At 45.8% G+C, this 24,534-nt stretch carries 20 protein-coding genes; 5 read left to right on the forward strand and 15 right to left on the reverse strand.

Translation table 11 applies throughout. The features are described from left to right. Positions 1 to 5 precede the first annotated feature (5 nt). The 10 genes from QNO02_RS17095 to QNO02_RS17140 all read right to left on the reverse strand — a co-directional run bounded on the left by QNO02_RS17095 (position 6) and on the right by QNO02_RS17140 (position 13,713). Complete coding sequence (locus QNO02_RS17095) at positions 6 to 1,319, reverse strand: M20 family metallo-hydrolase (protein ID WP_289389461.1); 1,314 nt, start codon at positions 1,317 to 1,319, stop codon at positions 6 to 8. Further along, the gene (allB, locus tag QNO02_RS17100) at positions 1,316 to 2,719 is read right to left on the reverse strand and encodes an allantoinase AllB (RefSeq protein ID WP_289389462.1); all 1,404 of its coding nucleotides are present in this window, start codon (positions 2,717 to 2,719) and stop codon (positions 1,316 to 1,318) included. Before allB ends, QNO02_RS17095 begins: the two co-directional genes overlap by 4 nt. Before the next feature lie 43 nt (positions 2,720 to 2,762). Then, on the reverse strand, positions 2,763 to 3,140 hold the full coding sequence (gene uraH / locus QNO02_RS17105; protein ID WP_289389463.1) for a hydroxyisourate hydrolase: 378 nt from the start codon (positions 3,138 to 3,140) through the stop codon (positions 2,763 to 2,765). Further along, positions 3,140 to 4,645, reverse strand: coding sequence for a factor-independent urate hydroxylase (pucL, locus tag QNO02_RS17110; RefSeq protein WP_289389464.1), 1,506 nt, complete (start codon positions 4,643 to 4,645; stop codon positions 3,140 to 3,142). The genes uraH and pucL overlap by 1 nt, the downstream gene beginning before the upstream one ends. A gap of 239 nt (positions 4,646 to 4,884) precedes the next feature. Then, positions 4,885 to 6,507, reverse strand: coding sequence for a PucR family transcriptional regulator (locus tag QNO02_RS17115; RefSeq protein WP_289389465.1), 1,623 nt, complete (start codon positions 6,505 to 6,507; stop codon positions 4,885 to 4,887). Positions 6,508 to 6,816: 309 nt separating this feature from the next. Then, on the reverse strand, positions 6,817 to 9,561 hold the full coding sequence (locus QNO02_RS17120) for a CHASE3 domain-containing protein (RefSeq protein WP_289389466.1): 2,745 nt from the start codon (positions 9,559 to 9,561) through the stop codon (positions 6,817 to 6,819). Positions 9,562 to 9,739: 178 nt separating this feature from the next. Beyond that, positions 9,740 to 11,128 (reverse strand): class II fumarate hydratase, encoded by a 1,389-nt coding sequence (gene fumC, locus QNO02_RS17125; RefSeq protein ID WP_074095411.1) that lies wholly within the window; start codon positions 11,126 to 11,128, stop codon positions 9,740 to 9,742. Positions 11,129 to 11,260: 132 nt separating this feature from the next. Continuing rightward, on the reverse strand, positions 11,261 to 12,271 hold the full coding sequence (locus QNO02_RS17130; protein WP_047843331.1) for an aldose 1-epimerase: 1,011 nt from the start codon (positions 12,269 to 12,271) through the stop codon (positions 11,261 to 11,263). A gap of 179 nt (positions 12,272 to 12,450) precedes the next feature. Next, positions 12,451 to 13,260: an MBL fold metallo-hydrolase gene (locus tag QNO02_RS17135; protein ID WP_091029520.1), complete on the reverse strand. Its 810-nt coding sequence runs from the start codon at positions 13,258 to 13,260 to the stop codon at positions 12,451 to 12,453. A 180-nt stretch (positions 13,261 to 13,440) separates the two neighbouring features. Beyond that, positions 13,441 to 13,713, reverse strand: coding sequence for a hypothetical protein (locus QNO02_RS17140; protein ID WP_047843332.1), 273 nt, complete (start codon positions 13,711 to 13,713; stop codon positions 13,441 to 13,443). A gap of 234 nt (positions 13,714 to 13,947) precedes the next feature. Here QNO02_RS17140 and QNO02_RS17145 point away from each other — a divergent pair, with 234 nt between their 5' ends. The 4 genes from QNO02_RS17145 (at position 13,948) to QNO02_RS17160 (ending at position 18,261) form a co-directional block, all read left to right on the forward strand. Beyond that, positions 13,948 to 15,180 carry an aminopeptidase gene (locus QNO02_RS17145; RefSeq protein WP_091029517.1) on the forward strand — a complete coding sequence of 411 codons (1,233 nt, stop codon included), beginning with the start codon at positions 13,948 to 13,950 and terminating at the stop codon, positions 15,178 to 15,180. Between the two features lie 82 nt (positions 15,181 to 15,262). Beyond that, positions 15,263 to 16,495: an aminopeptidase gene (locus QNO02_RS17150; protein ID WP_289389467.1), complete on the forward strand. Its 1,233-nt coding sequence runs from the start codon at positions 15,263 to 15,265 to the stop codon at positions 16,493 to 16,495. A gap of 247 nt (positions 16,496 to 16,742) precedes the next feature. Further along, entirely contained in the window at positions 16,743 to 17,333 is a 591-nt protein-coding gene (locus QNO02_RS17155; RefSeq protein ID WP_017688141.1) for an RNA polymerase sigma factor, read from the forward strand. After that, the gene (locus QNO02_RS17160; RefSeq protein WP_289389468.1) at positions 17,311 to 18,261 is read left to right on the forward strand and encodes a hypothetical protein; all 951 of its coding nucleotides are present in this window, start codon (positions 17,311 to 17,313) and stop codon (positions 18,259 to 18,261) included. The genes QNO02_RS17155 and QNO02_RS17160 overlap by 23 nt, the downstream gene beginning before the upstream one ends. Positions 18,262 to 18,266: 5 nt before the next feature. Here QNO02_RS17160 and QNO02_RS17165 read toward each other — a convergent pair whose 3' ends face one another. Continuing rightward, on the reverse strand, positions 18,267 to 18,779 hold the full coding sequence (locus QNO02_RS17165; RefSeq protein WP_289389469.1) for a hypothetical protein: 513 nt from the start codon (positions 18,777 to 18,779) through the stop codon (positions 18,267 to 18,269). Positions 18,780 to 19,011: 232 nt separating this feature from the next. Here QNO02_RS17165 and QNO02_RS17170 point away from each other — a divergent pair, with 232 nt between their 5' ends. Further along, complete coding sequence (locus tag QNO02_RS17170; RefSeq protein WP_249912506.1) at positions 19,012 to 19,656, forward strand: hypothetical protein; 645 nt, start codon at positions 19,012 to 19,014, stop codon at positions 19,654 to 19,656. 68 nt (positions 19,657 to 19,724) lie between these two features. Here QNO02_RS17170 and QNO02_RS17175 read toward each other — a convergent pair whose 3' ends face one another. The 4 genes from QNO02_RS17175 to QNO02_RS17190 form a co-directional block, all read right to left on the reverse strand. Beyond that, positions 19,725 to 21,041, reverse strand: coding sequence for a hemolysin family protein (locus tag QNO02_RS17175; RefSeq protein WP_283945758.1), 1,317 nt, complete (start codon positions 21,039 to 21,041; stop codon positions 19,725 to 19,727). 633 nt (positions 21,042 to 21,674) lie between these two features. Continuing rightward, complete coding sequence (locus QNO02_RS17180) at positions 21,675 to 22,199, reverse strand: hypothetical protein (RefSeq protein ID WP_289389470.1); 525 nt, start codon at positions 22,197 to 22,199, stop codon at positions 21,675 to 21,677. After that, complete coding sequence (locus QNO02_RS17185) at positions 22,199 to 22,612, reverse strand: MerR family transcriptional regulator (protein ID WP_289389471.1); 414 nt, start codon at positions 22,610 to 22,612, stop codon at positions 22,199 to 22,201. Before QNO02_RS17185 ends, QNO02_RS17180 begins: the two co-directional genes overlap by 1 nt. Positions 22,613 to 22,839: 227 nt before the next feature. After that, positions 22,840 to 24,423: a sigma-70 family RNA polymerase sigma factor gene (locus tag QNO02_RS17190; protein ID WP_289389472.1), complete on the reverse strand. Its 1,584-nt coding sequence runs from the start codon at positions 24,421 to 24,423 to the stop codon at positions 22,840 to 22,842. Positions 24,424 to 24,534: the final 111 nt, after the last annotated feature.

Here is a 24,534-nt window from a genome sequence, read left to right on the forward strand (position 1 = left end):
TTCATTCAACTCCCGTAACCGTATTTATAGAGTAGCCGTACCAGAACCCGAAAACCGTGCATCAGGTCTGCTTCAGCTGTATATTCAAGTGGATTATGACTGATACCGTCCTGACTCGGCACAAATATCATGGCTGTTGGACAAGCCGGCTGAAAAATCTGCGAATCATGTCCCGCGCCGCTTGGCATTAGCCAATAGGACAACTGCTCCTGCTCACAGGTATCCTGAATGTCTGAGATCATCTCTGCATTCATAGGAATAGGCGTTACCGACAGATGTTCTTCCCAGTCCAGTCCGAGCTGCTGCTCGGCTGCGATTCGACTAAAAGCCTGAAGCATATCCTGCCAGCACCGATCAATACTCTCCTGCCGGATATGGCGGATATCCAATGAAAACACCGCCCGTGCTGCAACCACATTTCCAACACCCGGATCGGCTGTGATTCGCCCAACCGTGGCTACCAGCGGTTCTCCTGCTTCCAATGCGATATTCCTTACTGCAGTAATCATCTCGGCTGCTCCTGCAAGTGCGTCTTTGCGCCAGGACATCGGTGTCGTTCCTGCGTGATTCGCTTCTCCACTTACGGTAATACTGAACCGCTTCTGACCTACAATGTCGGATACAACTCCAATCGAATGTCCGAGACGTTCCAGAACCTGACCTTGCTCAATGTGAAGCTCAATAAAGGCACCGTAATTTTTCGCGGCAGGTCTATATGCACTATCGGGTCCAAAGCCCGCATCCCGGATCGCTTGTGCAAATGTAACGCCGTCTTGATCCTTCAAATGCTCTACAGCTTCCAGAGCTGTCATTCCTGTTATACTGCGTGAACCCCAATACGCAAAAGGGAATCGGCTTCCCTCTTCCTCACATAGGGATACCACTTGAAGTGTTCGCTTTGGTGCTCCAAAATGCTTCTGCAAATACTCCAAAGCAAGAACACCCGCCACCACACCGTAAGCACCATCATATTTGCCACCATACACCACGGTATCCATATGTGATCCGGTCACTACCGGTAATTCTTCAACACCAGTCGCTGATTCCTCACCCTCACCCTCACCCTTGAGTGTGCCATACAGATTACCGGATTGGTCGAACTCGGGAGACAGCCCTTTCTCCTGCATTTTGGCAGCAAGGGCACCTTGTGCTTCACACCAAGCCGAGTCATACAACAGTCGTGTGACGCCACCCTGTGCATCCGCACCATAGGTCGACAGCCAGTCAAGCATGGCTTGCAGCTCCACCTGTTCTACATTTGGCAAAGGAAGAGGTGCGTTATTTGTACCGGATGACCGGTATACTCCAGACTCATTCATGACGTCTCCTCCGTTCCCGCTTCGATGGGACTAGAAGAGTAAGCCGCAATGTGTTGCCCGATAGGCACAGGAGATAACCCAGATTCCGAGTTATATACCCGTTGCCCACGACAGAATACTTCTGCAATGCGACAGTTAAATGTACGTCCCACATAAGGGCTCTGTTGATGCGTATAGAGAAGATCCTCCGTGTTCAGGATTGTGTTTTTCTCCCAATCAATCAGGACCAGATCTGCATCCTTGCCAACGGCAATCTCTCCTTTGCTCTCCAGACCAAGCCTTCTGGCAGGTTGCAGGGAGAGCACTCTTCCGAGCAACGGGAGGTCGATATTACGCTGTAGATGTCCGTCCTCCAGCATGATCAGCAGTGTGCTTTGCGCTCCGGATATACCGCCCCAGATTTCAAAGAAGTTATCAGATTGTTTCATGGATGGCGGACATGGAGAATGATCTGAGGCAATAACATCAATCAATCCCGAAGTCAGTGCATCCCACAACTGCTCCTGCTCGGAAGAGCTGCGAAGAGGTGGAGCGCATTTCGCTATAGCACCCAATCGGACAACATCCTGATCGGTCAGCGTCAGATAATGAGGGCATGTCTCCGAAGTTACATCCTGCCCACGCCGTTTTGCATCTGCAATTAGATCCAGGGCTTCCCGGGTACTAATATGCACAAAATGCAGCGCACACCCGGTCTGTTCACCGTATGTCAATGCCCGCGCAACCGCGACGACTTCGGCTTCCACAGGACGGGACTGGACATAGTCCATCGGTTCCGTCTTTCCCTCAGCAATGCTTTTCGCGCCGAGTTCGGCAACCATGCCTTCGTCCTCTGCATGAAGTGCCAGCACACGGTTTATTTTTGCAATTGCATGCATCCCGTCCAACAGTGTATGGTCATCAGCTCTGGCAAAGATGTCTTCCCCTTCGCCTCCCGGCTCGGACATAAATGCCTTGAATCCGGCAGCACCCAACCCTGCCAGTGGAGCAAGTTCCTCACGGTTACCGGGAACCAAGCCTCCCCAGAAGGCATAATCAACATAGGATTGGTCTGCAGCTGCTTTCTTTTTCATCTCCCATGCTTCCGGCCTTGTGGTTGGTGGTACGCCGTTAAGTGGCATATCGACATAGGTGGTGATTCCCCCTGCGGCAAGAGCTGCCGAACCCGATCGAAATCCCTCCCAACTGGCGAGTCCAGGTTCATTGAAGTGTACATGAATGTCCACGACACCCGGCATCACTGTAAGCCCCTCAGCTTCTATGATGCAAGTCGCTTCACCAGCAGTCAGCCGCGTGGATAGTTCCGTTATTTTCTCACCAGTAATGCCAATATCCAGTTGTTCTACCCGATCTCTCAGCACCACCCGGGCCCCCCGGATGATGGTATCAAATGTTGTCATGTGGATGACCCTCCCCCTGAATCAGAACCGGATGTGTGCATATTCAGCTTCCCCGGTATGTACTGTAACCTCCTGGAGCAATTAATAATGGAATATGGTAATGGCTTGAGGCATCAGATACGGCAAAACGAATCGGAACAATCGTCCATAATGCCTGCCCCAGCTCCTCCAACGAATGCTGTGCGTAATAACTCTCGACATGGAATTGAAGCTCATATATGGCTGGCTCCAACTTGCCTTCATCCAGCAGCGGTGCATCCAAACGCCCATCCGCATTGGTCAACGACTCAGCCACTTTTATCTTGCTTTCCTGTTCTCCATTCCTCTTCAGGGTATACAGTTCGATCCGAACACCCGCAGCTGGGACACCTTTGGATGTATCCAGCACATGTGTTGTAATTCGTCCACCAGATATCGACATCAGACGTCACCTTCTTTCCCGGAGTCACGGCCGTCTGTTGCCAGATCATCCCTTGTCATCGAGAAACCCTGGAATCCATAAGGTGGTCTCGGCTCAGTAAAGACTTTGCCTTCTCCCTCGTTCACTTCCTCCAGCACTGTCTCCCACGTCCGATTGTTGGATTCAAATGAAACCTCACTCATTTGCTCAAATCGGCTTAACAACCTTCGTCCAATCTGGTAGATCAGATGTTGAATGGAAGCGGATCGACACTCATGAAATACCGCAGCAGCCAAATCTCTGACCTGTTCCGCCGCCACATACCGTCCACGCTGATCATCCATGCCATCTCTCGGATCTTCATAACGCCAATTAATATTCAGGAAAATAAATAACGGTCGATCCCATGTCTCTGGAAGAGTGGTATATTCATCCTGCATAAATCCGGCAAATTCACTGCCTTTGACCTTGATCAGTCTCAGATCGGCTACACCACTGAAATGGTTGCTGAGTTCAATCGAGTCTCCTGATCGTTCTGCTTCCACGGCAGCTGTTGCACGATCATTCTGCGAATAACGAAATACGAGCGCACTCGGTCGATAATTTCCTTCCAATCCAATCGGTATATCTTCAAACGGAATCTGGTCCGCTGTCATCTGAACCTTGCTCATCTGCGGATACGTCTCCAGGAAACGCCGACTTACCAGCGCAAGAAATCCTTCCACCGTCGCCCCTGTGTAATCCGCTGCATGTTTAAGAATGAAATTTTTCATCGAATCGGTTGCGACCACCAGCGAATTATCCCCTTCTGCAAAAGAAGGCAAGAATTCATCGCCCTGCACAGCGACCTTAATGTTCAATCCAAACAGAATATTGCTGCGTCCCATAAAAGGAGATTCCGGAATGGACTGAATACCCGTCAGCGGTTTGGCGTAGGATCGGTACATCCACACATCCCCTTTGCCGTAATACATCGTCCGCTGCTGCACTGCGGCTGGTTTGCTCACGAACTCATGTTCATGACCGATCTGTGCGAGCCACTGCTCCAAACGAATGCCCGCTATCTTGAATACTTCCTTCAATGCAGTCTCAAATTCTTCTTCCCTGCCTCGGCGATGACGTTGCCTCATGGACTCGAGGATGGAGCTTGCGGTATGGCCTTTTACAGCCAATATGAAAGGAAAGCCCAATTGGCTTGTATATGCTTTGTTTAATTGTTGAAGTTCGTTGTATTGCTCTTGTGAGAGTGAATCAAGCCCTGCACCAGCCTGCTCCTGAACGGAGTTGCTGCTCATGCTGATTCGCGCTCCAAGATCCGGGTGATTTCGAAGTAACTGTAACTTCACCTGGTCATCCGATGCCTGAACCACGTTTTTCATCACTTTCATCATCTGTTCAAATGAATCAAAAGGTCGTAAAAGCCCGGCCCGCTCAGCCACCCATGGTGATTCCTCAAATAAGCCGCCAAACGTATGCACAAACTGTGTGATAGACCAGTTGTTAACAAGTTTAATTAAGTCGCTCATGTTAAAACCTCCGGTCTGTTGTGGATTATTGTTCTTCATTCTAAGTGTCGTTCAATGTCGCGACAACAATATTTACGCAATTTTGTAATATAACATAACATCAGAGTTGCGATTTGTTTGCTGTGCACGGGAAATTCAGTTTTTGTGGTCCTTAAACATTAAAAAACCGCACTCCATCAAGGGAATGCGGTTCTTGGGGGTATGACCCGGTAACATTGTCATGTTGCACAATGTGCGGTCTAGAGTTGGACATTGTGCGGTCTTGAAGCTGTTTTGTCCCGCACAAACTTGCGGAAGGTGAATACCAGCTTTAATTTGAGCAGATCATTCGTTTTCTTAAAGTCCATTTGCAGCAAGCTGCCGACTTTCTCCATCCGATAAGTGACCGTGTTACGATGCACAAACAGCTGTTTGGCAGCTTCATTGATCAGTCCGTCATTCTCGATAAAGGACTCCAATGTATTCATCAGCACTTGATTGGGATCACCATCCCTGGCAAGTAACGGTTCAAGTACTTTATTGCAGTAGTTCTCCATGATGTTATCCGGTACGTGTTGGAACACATAGGCAAATTCGAGCATTTCAAATTGCAAAGCACGGTCTTTCATACCGAATCGACGAGCCAGTTGTCGAGTATCGAGACACTCCTGGTATGCTTCACGGAGCGATTTGGGTTCATGTTTCATTTTGCTGATCCAGAAACGCGGAGCCGGTGCTCCTTTCGCTTCTTGCGCTGCCAGAACATCACCGAAACGGCTCAAGAGAAAACTTGACAGCTCCTCTCCATAATCTCGCCCTGTTGGGCAGGTGTAGATGGACAGAATGCCATCTTCGATCTGAAAATGCTGTGAGGCCGTGAATTGCATCAGCGGATTGTATTGCAACTCGCGATGAATCTGTTTAAGCAGCTTTCCCTCGGCAAACAGAGTTGGTTCAAGTGTAATCAATACGCACTGATAGGTGCCCTGGAACAAATGTACACCTTTGTTTTCACTCAAAGTGGTCAATTCCTGGATGGTCATTTTGTTATCCAGATACTGTGAAAGCAATGTACGCATCTCATCTTGCACAGTCGGATTAATATGCTCGCGATAAGTCATATCCATATAAAATGCCAGTACATCGGCAGCCTGTTGGAACAACTCTTCCTCTGCCCGAAGCGACAAAGCGGAATCGGTAAACACAAGCAACGATCCGTATTCTTCATCATTCTGCTTGATGGGTACGCGATGACAACTTCCCTGATTCCATTTCACTCGGTGCATGACGGATTTCCACGGCCAGCCTTGGGTTACAGCATCCCCTGCAATGCCTTTACTCCCATAGAGCACATGCCCACGCGAACCAATGACGGCAAGCGGATAGTTCAGCACCGTGGCAAGCTCGGCAAACACATTCCGATGTGGCTGCTGTTGCAGTGCAAACTGCATTAATTTTTTCTGTTTCTGCACAACCTCATGCAGCAATCGGTTACTACGTTCATGTTCAGCCTTGAACAAGGCATTCATCTGGTCGGAGAAGGTGAATTGGAAGGGGAGCTCAAGCAGCGGTAAACGAAGCCGATCAGCTTCCTCGACAATACCTTGGGGAATGGACTGCCAGAAACGTCCCAGTTTGATGCCGAGTCCTGCACAGCCGCGTTCATTCAAACGTCGCATCAAACGCAGTGCATCCGTTTCACTGTCTTTCATAATAAAAGCGGTGGTGAACAACATTTCTCCGGATTTGATCCAATCCGCGATATCAGGAGCGTCCATGACGTTAACGGATTTCATCATCCGTGAAGTCCCTTCTCCACCCGCAACCAGTTTGGCCTCTGACAACGGGTATACCTGTAAAGCCTCTTTAACCGTAAGTTGCATGGACACTACCTCCCATATATATAACACGATATTATGTCATTCTGATTATCAAAACTAAATTTCGTATCATTTTTCGAATTAAATCCATATTCAGTCGTTTAACTTTTATTTGTTGTTAAGTATTATAACATCATTTTTCTGAATAAAGCTTACACGGCAAAAAAATAAAACCTATGACCTAATTACAGCGCACTTTCCTGTAATCGGCATAAGTTTTATATTAATGATTTACTGTGGTCCACATACAACGATTAGAAGGTTTTTCTGTCATCGTAGTGTCCGTGTAAATAATCTTTAGTTCAACTACAATCAGATTTCCATGGTTTCGTGATTCATCCATAATTTCATACGGGATAACACATCTTTGATATTCAGCGGTTTGCTGAGATAGTCCGAAGCTCCTGCTGCAATGCATTTCTCCCGATCCTCTTTCATGGCCTTGGCTGTCAGTGCAATAATCGGAAGCTGGGTCATGCCAAGCCGTTCACGAATCTGGCGAGTCGTCTCATAACCATCCAGTTCCGGCATCATAATATCCATCATGATGATATCAGGCTTGACTCCTCCACGCTCCAACAATTCTAGACATTCGTACCCATTCTGAGCTGAAATGACATTCATGCCGTATCGCTCAAGAGCGTTAGCCAGCGCATATACATTTCGTATATCATCATCAACGACAAGCACTTGACGACCACTGAGCAGAGATTCTTCCAGAGGTGTCAATAAAACATCAGATTGTTCGGAAGTCATTGAAGGAAGCTTATTGACCTCAGGTGTAGTGGTAGCCACCTCATTCAGGAACAACCGCGATGCATTCATAGTCTCAGGTTCATCTCTTCGCAGTGGCAGGAACAGCGTGAACACACTGCCATGTCCTTCACGACTTGTTGCCGAGATTGAACCACCCAGCAAAGTCGCAAGTGATTGAGAGATCGACAGGCCAAGTCCTGTCCCGCCATATTTACGTGCCGTAGCCCCATCCGCCTGTTTGAATGCATCAAAGATCTGTAGAAGTTTGTTTTCCGCAATGCCAATCCCTGTATCACTGACGGAGAAAGCAATCACGTCGGTCTCTTGATCTTTCAATTCAGGATGAGCCAGACTCATTTTGGAGATGGTTAAGGCAACTTCACCCTCACTCGTGAACTTGAATGCGTTCGAGAGCAGATTTCGGAGAATCTGGTGCAATCTCATCTCATCCGTCACGATGGTTTCCGGTAAAGGACTTTGGAGCTGAATCCGGAAATCTATTTTTTTCTGTTCCGCTGTTTTCAGGAAATACTGGTTCATGACTTCAGGAACACTGCCCAGATAGACATCATCGAAATCCACTTCCATCTGCCCGGCCTCTACCTTGGATAGATCCAGAATATCATTGATCAGATTCAGCAGGTCTTTACCTGATTTGTGAATGACTGAAGCATAGTTCTGCTCTTCACTATTCAAGTGTTGATTTTTATTTTCAGACAAGATTTCAGATAAGATCAACATGCTGTTGAGCGGTGTCCGCAGTTCATGGGACATGTTCGCCAAGAATTCGGATTTGTACCCCGAGCTTGTTCGTAACTGATCTGCCACAACTGCAAGTTCATTGGCTGATGTCTCAGCAGCACTCTTCTGTATTTCCAAGCGATCATTAAGCATATGAAGCTCTTCGGTCTGCATTTGCAGTTCCTCCGTCTGAGACAGCATCTCTTCGGTCTGAGCCTGAAGTTTCTCCGATTGTGCCTGTAATTCTTCATTCAGAACTTGTGACTCATCATATAATTGCTGTAATTCCATGCGAGTGACGGTCGAGTGTAGTGAAACACCAAAAATTTCCGTCAGTTCTTTCATCAGCTTCATATCATTCTCTTGCAACGGCTTCATTGAAGCAAGCTCGATTACCGCAATCGTTCTGCCTTCGAACAAGACCGGGACTACAGTAAGTGATGTGGCAGATGTATACCCGAGACCCGAAGAGATTCGGATATAGTTCTGGGGCAGATCATTCATGCGTAGAACTCGCTTCTCCACAGCACTTTGACCTACAAGTCCCTCACCCGGGGCAAGCGACACTTTACCGAGCGAACGTTCTTTCTCTCCATCCCCAGCATATGCAGCCACGCGCAACAGTCGATTGTCTTTCCAGTAATATAAGACGCTATATGGAACTTCAAACAACATGGCAATCTCGTTCAGGAACAAGCGGGACAATCCCTCCAGATTGGTCGGGTTCTGTAAGAGTGTGGCAATCCCTGTGATCTGGTCCTTGACCCGATTCTGTTCCTGTACTTCATCCAGTAATTTGTTGGTTTCGTGGCCCAGGTCTCCCACTTCATCATGTGTCCGCACCTGAATCCGCTGCTTCAGGTTTCCACCTTTGGAGATATCACTAATGGTTTGCATAACATCTCGCAACGTTTTGACGATATTTCCTGATATCACAATCGCGGCTGCAATGGATAATGCTGCAATAATACCCCACAGCGTGTACATAATCGTCAGCAGTGTGGAACTGCGTCTGGCAAGTTCAGTCACCCTCGCCTCGGTCAGAGCGATCTCTGTGTTACGGAAGGTTGTAAGTTGAGAGCGCAGTAGATCAATTTCAGTTTTACCCGGATCAGATTGAAAGAATGCAACTACTTTCGCTTGATCCCCTTGCTTTTTCAAGTCCACCGACGGCTCCCCAGCAATCTCAATCCAGCGTGTAATATGAGCTTTGATGCTTTGCAGACTCTGCTGCTGTGAAGGATTATCGCTAATGAGAGCATTCAACTGATCATAGTTGGAACTCCACTGGGATAGGCCTTGGGAATAAGGCTCCAAGTAACTTTCATTGCCTGTAATCATGAATCCACGCTGTCCTGTCTCCATGTTCAAGACATTTTTTTCAATCGCGTTGGTCAGATTATGTACTTCCAGATCATGATGGGAGATAAAATCATTTTCCTTCTGTAACACATTAATTTGGGCCGTAAGCACTAGCAGAACAGCTCCAAACAAAAGCACAACCACAAGATAGCCCAATAAAATTTTGGAGCGTATCGTAAATCTTCTCGTTTTTGACAACGCGGAAACCTCCAAATATATACGAATCCCATTCAATTAAATTAAAACTGGTGCATATGTAGTTTATATGTATACGTATAGTCTGACAAGCTTTAAGTTCATCGGTAATCATAAGAAAAACGACCTGCTTGTGCAGGTCGTCCTCTTCAGTGATCTATATTGCTCATTATGGCTGATTTTAGGCCTTTGGAGCGATCATTTTGGCCGGATCGACATATTGATCAAATTGCTCTTCGGTAAGCAGGCCCGTTTGTAACGTCGCCTGTTTCAAGGACAAACCTTCTTTATGTGCAAGCTTCGCGATTTTGGCTGCATTCTCATAACCAATATGCGGATTAAGCGCTGTAACCAGCATAAGCGAGTTGTTCAGATTATGTTCAATCTGATCCAGGTTAGGCTCAATGCCTACGGCACACTTGTCATTAAACGCAATAATGGAGTCCGCCAGCAGTTGCACGGATTGCAAGAAGTTATAGATGATAACCGGTTTGAATACATTCAGTTCAAAATTACCCTGACTTGCCGCGAAACCAATCGCTGCATCATTACCCATGACCTGCGTAACCACCATAGTAATGGCCTCGCTCTGAGTTGGGTTGACTTTACCTGGCATAATGGAGCTGCCTGGCTCATTCTCCGGAATACGGATCTCGCCCAATCCACTGCGAGGGCCACTGGCCAACCAGCGGACATCATTGGCAATTTTCATCAAATCAGCTGCAAGCGCTTTAACGGCACCGTGCGCATACACAACTTCATCATGACTTGTAAGTGCGTGGAATTTGTTTGGTGCAGATACAAAATCTTTCCCCGTATGTTTGCCAATCTCCTTGGCAGTGAAGTCCCCAAAGTCCGGATGCGCATTAATGCCCGTTCCGACAGCTGTACCGCCGATTGCAAGCTCCTTCAGATACTGTACACTTTCACGGATCATACGCTCACTCTTGCCCAGCATGGCTTCCCAACCACTGATCTCTTGGCCAAGCGTAATTGGTGTTGCATCCTGAAGGTGGGTACGTCCAATCTTGATAATATCTTTGAATGCCTCCGACTTGTCTGCAAAAGTGGCTTTTAATACCGCAATGGCCGGCAAGAGTTGATCCTCAACAGCCAGAACACCTGCGACATGCAGAGCCGTTGGGAATGTATCGTTGGAACTCTGGGACATATTCACGTCATCATTCGGATGCAGACGCTCTTCCTTGCCCTTTTGCTCCAGCAGTTGGTTCCCCAGATTCGCAATCACTTCGTTCACGTTCATATTGGATTGTGTTCCGCTACCAGTCTGCCACACTACCAATGGGAAATGGTCATCAATTCGGCCTGCAATAATCTCGTCTGCTGCATAAGCAATAGCATCGGACTTAGCCGCAGATAATTTACCTAATTTATGGTTACTGGCCGCAGCACTTTTTTTCAAAATGGCAAGAGCACGGATCACTTCCATCGGCATATGTTCACTGCCAATCGGGAAATTCTCCTTGCTTCGCTGCGTCTGAGCTCCCCACAGCCTGTCGGCTGGTACTTTCATTTCGCCTAACGTATCTCTCTCAATGCGGTATTCCACTTGCTTGTCCTCCTCCAAAAAGATGGTTTGGGTCTCTACAAAGCTTGTGTATCTCGTCATATTATACATGATTTACGAGCAGGTTTTCACCTTTTCGACAAAATTGTAAGCGTAGCGCAAAATGAGCGTGAATTATTTTTGTGACGCAATTGGATACAATCGGCTGCTCTGTTCGAATAGTTCACCTGGTTCCAAACCGATCAATCCGATTTCTTCTGCCGGAATGCCTTCAACATTAGGAGCATTAACCAGGTTCATCTGTGGTTCAGGACAGAAGAATTCGCCACCCATGTTATTGTTCCAGATCATCCAGTGTTTGTACGAAGTACCCACATCGTATACCAGTTTGTCTCCAGTACGGTGATCCGTAAGTTCCATATAGTTACGTCCATTCTGCGGCTCCGCAGTGTAATGATTATCCATGGCTGCAAAAAACGGACTAACCCCGTCTTTTTTCAATTGTTCTTCCTCAGGTGTAAGCGGTTGAAATTGTCCTGTTGGCAGAGAACGCTCATTCAATTCACGACGTTGTCCAATCGTAACTTTGGCCGTGTAATCCGAGGCCTGACTGTCCGGTGCAAAAGGTACTGCAATCGCCGTGTGGAATGCAAACAAATTCGGCATATATTCAGTCCCGTTGTTGCGGACGATCAATTGTTGCTGAAGTCCTTGGCTACTCAATGAGTAACGAAGCGTCACCGTGAATGTAAACGGCAGGTACTGATGGAATGTATGTCCTTCTTTCACGTCCTGGCTAAGCAACACATAGCTCTCCAGCTGATCAGAACCGTATCCCTCTACTTTCCACTCGGCATCATGCAAAAATCCATGCAAATGGTTACCTGTAGCCGGTTCGTTCACAGGCAACTGATAGACTTTACCATTCCACGGGAAACGTCCATCCTCATAACGGTTCGGTGGAGAAAGAATCGGAATTCCATAGACCGCAGGTGCAGCCATAAACTCATCCATCTGATCCTGATTCGGCTCTCTCAAATAACGGAAACCCTTTTCTGTATCACGGAAAGCAACGAGGTTGGCACCCACGCTTGGAATAACTGCCGCTTCAAACTGATTAAAACGAAGCCAAACGGCCGGAATCCCTCCAAATTGTTCTTCAAATGCTGCATTTTGCTGTGTCATCGTTATATGTACCTCCTGCATACTAAGGTTATATTATACGGCTCGACTATATCATGCCCGAGCGCAAAATACCAATCTATGATAGAGAACAAATTCATAATAGAAAGACAAAAAAGACAGGAAAAAGACAGCTGCAATACGTTACGGCTGTCTCTGCTGTCTTTCATATGATGGTTCAATTAATCCACATATTTGCCGTGATCCGGCACAGCGTTCTCTTCAAAGTCCAGATCAAGCCGCTTCAAGGATTCACTCAGCATATCTCCGCTCAAGGCATGCCCATGCCCGGTAATCGCAAGTTTCGGCTCCAGATGCCTTATATGCTGTACAGATTGATGAGCAGCCTGCCAATCGGTTGTAAAATAGGAAGGCGGGCCATGCAACTGTTTGTCCTGAAGCAACACACTCCACAGCGACTCCTGCTTCACTGTAATGATCGCGTCTCCCGCAATTAACAAACGGTCTGCTTCCCGAAACAGCGACACATGTCCAGGCGTATGACCTGGCGTGTGCACCCACTCCCATTCTGATAGACCTGGAACGGAATGATCTTTGGGTAAACTGAATATCCGATCATCCAGATTGATTGCCTCATTAGGATAAGCGAATGACAACCTGGACATTAAACCTCCACCTACAGAAGGGTCCGCTGGGGGGTAATCTTTTAATCCCGTTAAATACGGAATTTCAAGCGGATGAGCATACACTGGCACACCCCAGAATTGTTCAAGCTCAATAACGGTTCCTACATGGTCGAAGTGACCATGCGTCAATATGATCGCAGACGGCGGACCTTGAAATCGTTCTGTTGCAACCTGAACAATATGATTTGTGAACCTCGCCATTCCGGTGTCCACGAGGACCCAGTTCCTGCTTCCTGGCTCTCCGATGAACACGACATTAACGAATAGTGTACGTAGACTGAGAATATCGGGCGCGACTTCTTCAAGTCCCGTCAACCCTTCTGTAATCAGATTGTCAGATGCCATTCACGGTTACCTCCCATTAGGCGGATTGTCTCTCTGGTTCCATTCATCTCGTAGACTTCCCTTTTCTGGATCATCTATTCAACAATTCCAATAAAACAGACGGCATACACCCTGTTTCGGGCATACACCGTCTAGTATAGTCATCGACACAACACAATAGAACAAGAACATCTCGGCCAGTTAAGCCGGAAATGCCTCCAAGGCAGCATCGAGCAATTGATTGTACAGATCGTCATCATTCTCAAGCAACTCGTCCATACGAAGTAACTCTTCTTCATCACCGGATTGCTCCGTGAAATGCAAGCTATAGTCCCAATCTTTTCCATTCTTGCTCATGAAGGTAATCTCATATACTGACTTTTCGCCTTCTGTGCGGTAAACGGTATTTCCTACGTATCCTTTTTCACCTTCACGGCGCATTTCAGCACTTATAATTTCAATATTCACAATCATTCTCTCCTTTAATCTTTCATTTACAGCAGGTCTCCAACATTTCTGGTAAACCTAGTTTGGTAATTATTATTGGTTAATTGTACAATATATAACGTAGCAACGTATACCTTATTCAATGAAGGAACCATTCTGAGTCCTTACATAGTTGTAATGAGGATTATAATACGTGTTTGAACAACATCTATATTAGCCAACAAGCTACGATATTATTATCACATTGGAGGAAAAAATAGCATGAATACTTTTGAAACGAATCTTCAGCAATATGCTGAACTGGCTGTACAAGTCGGTGTCAATGTCCATCCTGGGCAGACACTCGTGGTTAACGCTCCAATCTCGGCAGCACATTTTGTACGACTGATTGTCAAAGCAGCTTACGGTAAAGGTGCCAAATTGGTCAAAGTAAACTGGAGTGATGAAACCGTTACACGTCTTCATTACGATCTTGCACCTGATGAAGCCTTCTCCATTGAACCGAAATGGTTTGCAGCTGAAATGACTGAACTCGTTGAAGAAGGTGCCGCTATTCTGCACGTCATCGCTGAAAATCCGGATCTGCTGAACGGTGTAGCTCAGGAACGGATTGTTACTAGCCAAAAAGTGCGCGGCAAAGCGCTCGAAAAATATCGTTCTTATCAGATGGCTGACAAATTCAGCTGGTCTATCGTGGCCGTTCCTTCTCCAGAATGGGCAGCTAAAGTGTTCCCGGATCTTCCAGAAGCACAACAAGTGGATCGCCTGTGGGACGTCATTTTCAAAACAGTACGGATCGGTGAGCAGGATGCTGTTGCCGAATGGAAAACCCATTTGCAAAACCTTGATTCCCGCGCTGATCTGCTGAACAACAAAAAATACAAGAAGCTTCACTATACAGCTCCAGGCACAGACTTGACCATTGAACTTCCAGAAGGCCATATCTGGGTATCCGGTGGAAGTGTGAATGAGCAAGGACATGTCTTTATTGCCAATATGCCTACCGAAGAAGTATTCACGGCTCCGCTGAAAACGGGTGTTAACGGTACAGTGCACAGCACGAAACCACTGAGCTACGGCGGCAACCTGATTGACGGATTCTCCCTTACATTTGAGAACGGTCGAATCGTAGATTACACCGCTGAGCAGGGACTGGATGCACTCAAAAACCTGATCGAGATGGATGAAGGTGCACACTACCTGGGTGAAGTTGCTCTCGTTCCACATCAGTCACCAATTTCGGATACGAATATTTTGTTCTACAATACACTCTTTGACGAAAATGCCTCCAACCATTTGGCGATTGGTAATGCCTATGCCTTCTGTCTGGAAGGTGGTAAAACGATGTCCAAAGAAGAGCTGATTGAACGTGGCATGAACTCCAGTCTCACTCATGTAGACTTCATGATTGGATCCGGAGAAATGAACATTCACGGCGTGACCTCCGAAGGTGCGGAAGAGCCGATCTTCCTGCAAGGAAACTGGGCATTTTAATCCCGTTTGATGTGATTTAGGAGAGAGGAGATTACTCCTCTCTTTTCCTGTGTCAACAATTCAACAATTGGAGGAAACTCATATGTTAAGTTTTGAACAAAAACTGGATCGTTACGCTGAACTTGCTGTAAAAGTAGGTGCTAACGTACAACCAGGGCAAGTATTTGTTATCAGTGCGATGATTGATACCGCTGAATTCGTACGTTTGCTGGTACGCAAGGGATATGAAGCTGGCGCCAAGCAGGTGATTGTAAAATACGGAGATGAAACCGTCAATCGATTGCGGTTTGAGATGGCCCCCGAGGAATCCTTCCAAGAGCCGCCGAAATGGCATGCAGCGGAGCTTGAAGAACTGGCAGCCAATAATGCAGCCTTTCTGACCGTATTGTCATCCAGCCCAGACCTGATGAAAGGTATTGACCCGGAGCGGATTTCCACCCATCAGCGTACATTTGGTCAGGCGATGGCCAAGTACCGTCAGTATCAACAGGCGGATAAAATGAGCTGGACGGGTGTGGCTTGTCCTTCCCCCGATTGGGCAGCCAAAGTATTCCCGGATCTCCCGGCAGCCGAGCAGGTTAGCCAGCTGTGGGAAGCCATTTTTGCTGCGGTGAGAGCCGATCTGGAGGACCCTGTAGCGGCTTGGGAACAGCATATTGAACGACTGGAGACCAAAGCCGTTGCCCTGAACAACAAGAAGTATCAAGCATTACATTTCCTCTCACCGGGGACGGATCTTACTGTCGAGCTTCCAGAAGGTCATATCTGGGCGCAGGCAGGTAGCGTGAATGAGCAAGGCACCCCTTTTGTCGCGAATATCCCGACAGAGGAAGTATTCACCGCTCCAGCCAAACATGGCGTTAATGGCAAGGTGTCCAGCACCAAACCACTCAGCTATGGCGGCAGTATCATTGATCGTTTTTCACTCACATTTGAGAACGGACGTATCATTGATTTTCATGCCGAAGAAGGTCAGGATACGCTGGAAAGACTCATTTCCATGGATGAAGGATCTCATTACCTCGGCGAAGTCGCTTTGGTCCCCTTCCATTCACCGATCTCTGAGAGTGGTATCCTGTATTACACTACATTGTATGATGAGAATGCGTCGTGCCATCTTGCAATTGGCAGTTCCTATGCATTTAATATTGAAGGTGGAAAAACGATGTCTCCTGAAGAGCTTGCAGCTCGTGGCATGAACACCAGCATCACCCATGTGGACTTCATGATGGGCTCTCCCGAGACGGACATTTACGGTATCACGGCAAACGGCGAACGCGAAGCCATCTTCCTTAAGGGAGATTGGGCATTCTAACTGATCACGGAGAGTTATCTCCCGTAATGTATTTTCACTGAACAGTAGAAAAGGCTGTCTTGCAACCATGTATTCATGGTTGGTGAGACGGCCTTTTATTAATTTTCAGCAAACTTTCCCGCATGTTATACACACTTCCCTCATCTGGTTTTTCCCGGACCAACCTCCCATTGTATCGTTTCCATATTATGTTGTAAAATGTAATGATACCAATGTTTGTGGATTGTTCACCAGAAAGGAGAACATCATGGCCAATCGGCTCCAGTTATTACTAGCCTCAGATTTCCATAATTTAGGCTCTGCACTTCAGGAAGAAGTGTATTATGAATATTATAATATGGTACATGGTCTTATCGTTTATATCATCAAGGAGCGTGCTGCAGCAGAAGATATTATTCAGGAAGCTTTTATCAAAATCATTAAAAACAAACCTATCTTTGAAGACGAGGTCAAACTGAAAGCCTGGCTCAAGGTCGTCACACGGAACACAGCTATTAATTATCTGAGAAAAAATAAAAATAACCGTAACCAATTGGATACGGATAGTGTTTTTATAGATATGGAGACGATGAATCAGACGGCAGCTTCCGTGGAAAGCATGGTAGAAACGCAGATGATGGAAGAGTCCATTGAATATTATCTCAGACAGCTCAAACCGGAATATCGTGTACTGGTGGAGTTACGGTGGAAAAAAGGTCTCTCCTACCGAGAGATGGCCGAACTGCTGGATACCTCCGAAGACATTGTGAAGCAACGTTTGTTCAGAGCCCGTGGCAGTATCAAGAAGAAATTACATAAGGAATGGGGTGGAAGCATTGAGCAAAGGCAAGTCCGATAAAAACGTGGAGCGATTCGATTCAGAGCTGGAAGACGAATATTTCGACGCTGCGTTTGACCTGGCTTTTGATGAAGCTTTCCATCAGGCCGTCTCTGCCCCTTCCGCCTCCCATACCGAATCCATGCAGCAATCCTGGCAGAAGGTACACAGGGAAATTAACAGAATCGGTTTACGTAAAAAAAGAATACGTACCTTGCGACTTTCAGTTGTCGTAGCCGCGTCCGTGACCATCGGAGCCGTAATCTTCAGCCTGCCGTCCGGTACGCAAGCGGTATCCCCTTTTGTACAATCCATCAAGGATTGGGGCAATGGCATGAAATCCATTATCATTGAGGATCGCACGACCCAACTGGGGGCTGATCCGTCAACGGCCAAAACGCCTCCACCACCGGAAACCAGCTTAGACGACATTCTTAAAGTACAAGAAGAAGAAGCTCTTAATACACCTTCGTATGAGTTATCGAGCCACCTGCTTCGTCCAGTACTTGTTACGGAAGAGATCGCACGCGAAGGGTTCATGGGTGACTTTCTGTTATCCAATGCCATTCCCGAGCGATTCAACAAGATCAAATTCGAACTCGTGCTTGATACTGAAAACCCTGTGAATCCAGACGATTATTATGAGTCCACACAAATGAGAGTTCAATATACCAGTGAAGGCAAGAGCATAGAGGATGAGATCATCCAGTTTGATTATGTCTATGTCATGCCTGGGGAGAAAATTGAAGGGGCCATGCTTCGTGATATGAGCACCGTAAAGCTGGCGGATGGCTCGGAAGCACTGATGTATATCGGCCCACCCTATAACTCCTTTCAGTGGATGATGGGTTCCAACAATATGAGTCTGTTTGGCACCCTTTCGGAAGAAGAAATGACTGCTATTGCCAACGATTTTCAAGAGCAGAAGTTTCCCGGCAGCACCCGCTGATAAGATCAAAATAACACGGTGCCAGAGACATGTTTGCTTGTATCCGTGGTACTTCCATCATACGCTATATGAATACTCGTAACGCGATAATAATATCCTGGCATAACGGTCCAATCCGATGTGGCATTCAGTAAGTTTGTATTCGTTGCATTGTTGGAATTGGTTTTGAAAGTTACCCATGCTGTTCCTGTCCAGCGCTCAAGTCGATAATCTACGGAAAGTGTCTTCATTGCTGTATATGTCGTGGTTTTGGTATTGACGATAGCCGATAGTCCACCCCCAGGGATGACTGCACCGACCGCTTGATAAATATGTCCACGTTCGGAAGTGGTAGCAAGTGAATGGATGAATGGTTCCGGCGGCGGTGGGGGTGTAAGAGCACCAGAGGACACATTGATCATTGGGCTTGCAACGGCCGGTGCGGACGTAGGTAAAGCCAGGATTGTTGGCACCATTAACAAGGCAACAAGGGTTATTTTTAGTATAGATGCTGCACTCTTCGTTTTCATTTTCCGCATATTGATCCATCCTCCGCTTCCATACTTGATTTTGTGTAAGGGTATAAACGGACGGATCGGGTGACAGGTTTCAAAAAAAATTAGACGCTCCGATGTTTCAGTCGGCAGCGTCTTTTGTCTTTGCATGCATCTCCAGCATGGTTGAAACCTAAATTATTCCAGCCCGTATGTATTGGGTAATGGATACACGAAATCATATTAACCAACAAGATTTGCAAATGAGGTGTATAACTTGAGTAAACATCAATCCAAATCCAGAAGGCATCGTCACAGCTCCAATCCGAATGAACTACACATCGAAGTTTCCGGCTCGTTCAAACGTTGGCTCGTTATCTTGGTGAGTGCGCTTACCGCAGGGACCTTATTATATTTATTGGCTACAGCTCGGGAAAGCTGGATAAGTATGGGTATTGACCGCTATGTATTGCCCTTTATGATCTGGGGACTTGTACTGTCCCCCATCCTTGCTTTTCTTTTCCTCAAGCAGAGCGGTCGCACCCTCTCCCATGTCCAATTTTTACGTGTTTTCGGGATTGCTTTCTGCCTTCTGCCTCTGGTACTTCTGTTTTATGTGTTACCAGCAACACTCAGTATGGTGAATGATCATCTAACTCAGTATAAGCAAAATCCGGTGTTATCCACCACTAAGGTGGGGAATTACAATTCTTACGAGGTTACTTTCGTCGATATGTACGACATCATCACCATTAAAACACCGACAACAACCCAATCCACTCGAAAAAAGCTGAATATCCAGCATGACCTCGCTCCTGGAGAGAATGTTTATGTCACTTATAAGCGAATTTATATCAAAAATAGCTTGGTCACGGAGAACCGTTACGCTGATGTTGTCATTCATGCACCCAAAGAATCATGAGCATGCAAAGAAGCTGTACGATGACATTACGTCAACATACAGCTTCATTCGTTACAATTTCGATCCGGCTACGCGCCTTCTTCTTCAACCAACAGTTCCAGCTTAATCACATTTACTCGGGAAATTCGCTTATGCTCTGTCTCTTGAATGACAAATACATAACCCCCATACTCAACCGATTGACCGACCTCAGGTGGAATGGCATCTACTCTGGAGTATAACCAGCCTCCAATGGTATCGTAATCAGCACGGTCCATCTCCAGTCCAAATCGTTCACTGACTTCTTCAATCAGCATCAATCCATCAATGGAGTATTCCATCTCATCCACTTGCTCAATGGCAGGACGTTCTTGGTCGAATTCATCCTGAATCTCGCCTACGATCTCTTCCATGATATCTTCAAGTGTGACAAGCCCGGAGGTTCCGCCGTATTCATCAATCAGAATCGCAATCTGTGTCTTGCTACGCTGCATACGCTTGAGCAGATCACTGATCAGCGTGGTGTCTGGCACAGCCAGGATGGGCCGGATTACGGAGATAGTATCCGTGAGTTGGGATCGCATCAGATCCTTAATGTGAATAAAGCCGATAATATGATCCTTGTCTCCGTTATATACCGGATACCTTGTTCGCATACTTTCGCTGGCAATCTCCAGATTCTCCAGCATGGACTCATTGGCGTTCAGACAGATCATTTCCGTCCGCGGAATCATAATTTCACGGGCGGTTGTATCCGTAAAATCAAATATATTATCAACAAGTGCTAATTCAGTGTTATCAATTAAACCGCTCTTATTGCTTTCTTTCATGAGAATACGTAATTCATCTTCACTATGCGCGTCGTCCATCTCCGAAGCTGGTGCCATTCGGAACAGTCTCAACAAGCCGTTAGCCATACCGTTCAGTGCCCATATGAATGGATACATTAACTTGTAGAAGAACGTTAGCAAAGCCGCAGACCACAACGTGATCGTCTCAGACTTTCGAATCGCCATCGTTTTGGGAGCAAGTTCTCCCAGTACAATGTGCAAGATCGTAATAATCACAAATGCAATGGCAATAGAGATTCCATGAACGTAGACTGGTCCCAGTCCAAATGCGGTAAACACGGGCTCTAACAGATGTGCAATTGCCGGTTCTCCCAGCCACCCGAGTCCCAGTGAAGCCAAAGTTATACCTAGTTGGCAAGCTGACAGATATGCATCCAGATTACGTACGATATTGGAAGCGTAGATGGCATTTTTGTTGCCTGTTTCCACCAAAGCCTCAATCCGACTTCCACGAACTTTCACCATCGCAAATTCCGCCGACACAAAGAAACCATTCATTAATACAAGTAAACCAATTATTACTAAATTTAAAATACTCGGTAAGGGGTCACTCAAATTTTCATCCTATTCGCCGTCATTCTTCGGCAAATAGGTCCACCTCCTTCGAAAATGTAGGATATTAGCCATTCTGCCGTTCATATGCAATTTCAACTTCCCAATGCTTCCACCTCCACCTTGTTCTGTCGAATAACAAAGATATGCTTCTTTTATTATATAATTCTACACTACACAGTCAATCCGTGTCCTATGACAACGAAATGGCACAAACGCCTTTTTTCTTTAACAAAAGTCTCGATTACGCTGTTTTCACGGAAATAATTTTTACTAAATACGCCGTTATGCTTCTTATTTTTACACTAGTTGAATCCTCTGCAACGTGTGTATTTGTATTGATAAATGATTAAATTCCAGATCATCAGATAGTTATTCCTTTTCATTTTCTGTAATACGTGTGACTGCTCGAACTATAACATCAGGATAGTTATTCTGAATGATAATTTTGGCTTCAGCTATACTTTCAGCTCTCAATTCTCGAGTGTATATGATTCCATAAGAATCTTGGAATTCTACGGAATATTCGATTGCCTCTCGGTCCATTTTTAATCACCTACCCATTGTTATTGTGCTTTACAATCACATTATCAATAAGTTTACGCATTCGTAAAATACGTTGAGCGCTCTCTTCCACTAGTAGTTTATTCGATAGTCCTTTTCAAGATAAGCATATTCACTGTCTCTTGTTTGATACGTTCTTGGTCTGATAACTAATAATTCCTTATCTGAGCCAGCCTTGCTAGACGAATTAATTTCGAGTCTCATCACTCGTTCAATGACTTGATGATCGATATGCTCATCATCTACATCTTCCTCGTCTACAAAGCGAACTGTTATGTCCTGTTTTATTCCTTTCCAATTTAGATGACTACTTTGATAACATAATTCCACATTAATCAATGCCTCATCACAATCTATTCTCGACTGTGTATAAAACTCAATAAATACGTCTTTATCTTGTGACACTAATTTTATTTCACCTGTTTCTGTTTCAAAATTCCCATTCAAATTTAATCCTCGATAAAGACCATTTGGGAGGTGAATACGTAATATTGCATTTTCAAATAAATTATTGGTATGGGTGAGCTCAATCCATAAATGATTCATTCCTTCTTCTTTTTCCATCTTTTTTTTAGCCAGCCGTAAATTAAGCATCATTAAATTCCCCCCTTCAAAACCTGTGAAACAGAATCAATTACCTTCTGTTTTAATTCGGCTGAAACTCGAGGACTTAATGTAATTGAAACATCATCTGTTATTGTTAGAGTTTCGTTTTCCAAGACACGGTCTGGACTATATAAACTCATCAATTGGCCGATTTTTTCCACTTCCTCTAAAGAAAGAGAATTTAATTTTTCTTGGATGGATGATAAGTTTTCACCAGTTCTAGATAAAGTTATAATTGCTCGAAAATAATGAATGTGTTTATCGGTGTATACTCTTTTATTTCCTACCAACTCTAACGGAGGAATCATGCCTATTTGTGTATAGTACCGAACCGTCCTCAGATTCATCTTAGTATCATCTTCTTGAAGAATTTCTGAGATACGCTTTGCAGTGTACTGATTCATAAACTCACTCCTTTACACTTTAGTTTATACCTATACAGTAAACTGTAATATGTACAGTCTACTGTATAGGTATGCATCTAGTCAAACAACTATTAAAAAAGGAAAAATCATTTTGAGAATCACAACTAATTCTTAACTAACCAAAGAGAGCACCCTCGCTCATGCTTTCGCATGGCTGAATACTCTCTTTTTGTAATACTGTTATTTTCTCAGATTCTATCCGCTAATTACGATGTCGACTCAATCTCCACTACGGTTTCCGAAGCGGGGTTCCAGCGCCACTTGGCTTGTTTCCCGGTTGGGTTATGCAATCCACCGATCCAGAATTCATCCTGCTTCAGCAGTGCCCAATCGACTTCTTCATTCAACACCTTAATTCCGAGTTCCGTTAGCGACAGGACACCGTCACGGAATTTTTCATCATGCTGCTTGAAATTAGGGAAAGTGGTTGCACCGCTCATCTGAAGCAGGGCATGAGGTCCTTCTGTCATCCTCTTCAGATGTGCCCAGTATTCAAGATCACCCATCCCGAGAATATGCAACTTGTCCCCTACCTCGCGAAATAATGGATACGGATGCTCCACACCTGCTCTAATGGTCTCTAGTGTTGTCTGCTCAATGAGCCCCAGACCGTTCGATACAGATGGCAGACGGGACAAATGTGCCTTAAAGGCAGCTTTTGCAAAGGGTAGCGCAGAAGTGTCTGCCTGCAAGTAATCCAGATGATACCGGAAATCAGTCGACGTATAGGCTTCCCAGAACTGTGCACCGGCTTGTAACTCGTTTTTCTCAATCACATGCCAACTGCCTGAAAGCCGTTCAATCTGTGTGGAGGTAAGCTGTCCCAGTCCTCTAAAGTGCTCAATCTCTGGATACGAGTCAATGCAGAGCAGATTCAGTTTCGTATTCTGGAGCGCTTGTCCTCTGAAATAATGCAATAGATAAGATAACATCGTCTGATCATAGAGATCGTATTCGAACCATAAGACAATTTCCTTGTATTGTTGAAACGAATGCAACTTGCGTTCAAGCTCCTCAATCTTCAAGTATTCCGCCTGTGGAATGCCCAAATGCTGCTCTAACACGGATGCCCGATTCTGCCGCTCCTGCGTATCTCCCATCTCTTTGGCTACCGGGCCGAACGTATACAACTCTCTCCATACCAGGATGTCTCCCTGAATTCCACTCTCTCTTAAACGATTGGCAGCGTGATCCCCATTCATAATGTGTAACAATCCTTTTCCCCCTTCATACAAGTCACTGAATACAGAGACCAGATCCCTTACAGGCATAGAGCGCTTGAGTTTGGATCGGGCATCGAACAATCTTTTCTTTAATGCAGGTACTTTGACCCCGAGAAAATCCGATATTTCCTTGAGCGAGTATCCTTCCAAATAAAACAGTTCAACAGCAATCCGCATCGATGATGGCAGTATTGCAATGGAATCACGAAGCGTACGATGCATTTCATTTTGCACCGCTTGTTTTTCCGGATTATGCGCCTGATCCTCTTCATGGAATACATGCTCCAGCTCCTGAACTGGAATCATGGTATGCTGCTTGCGTCTTAGCCAGCGATAACACTGCCTCTCCACGATCACCTTGAACCACCCGGGAAAAGCCTCAGGAGTTTCCAGCTTGGACAGATTGCCAAAGGCTTCAGTAAACGCCTCCTGCACGACATCTTCTGCCCAAAATGTATCCCCCAGTCGGTGGTAGGCAACAGCAAGTGCCATCCCGCGATATTGAGACATCAGTTGTGCGTAAGCCTCGGGTTCGCCCTTCATCGCTCCTTCAATCCATGAATTCAATGCTATGGACTCCCTTCATATAAGCATGCTGCTTGTTCTATTCATGTATAAGTGCCATGTTATCGCCAAAAGGTTACGTATGACTCTAAACCTATAGTAACCTTCGTATAT

Source organism: Paenibacillus sp. PK1-4R (genome assembly GCF_030369595.1).
Lineage (GTDB): Bacteria > Bacillota > Bacilli > Paenibacillales > Paenibacillaceae > Paenibacillus.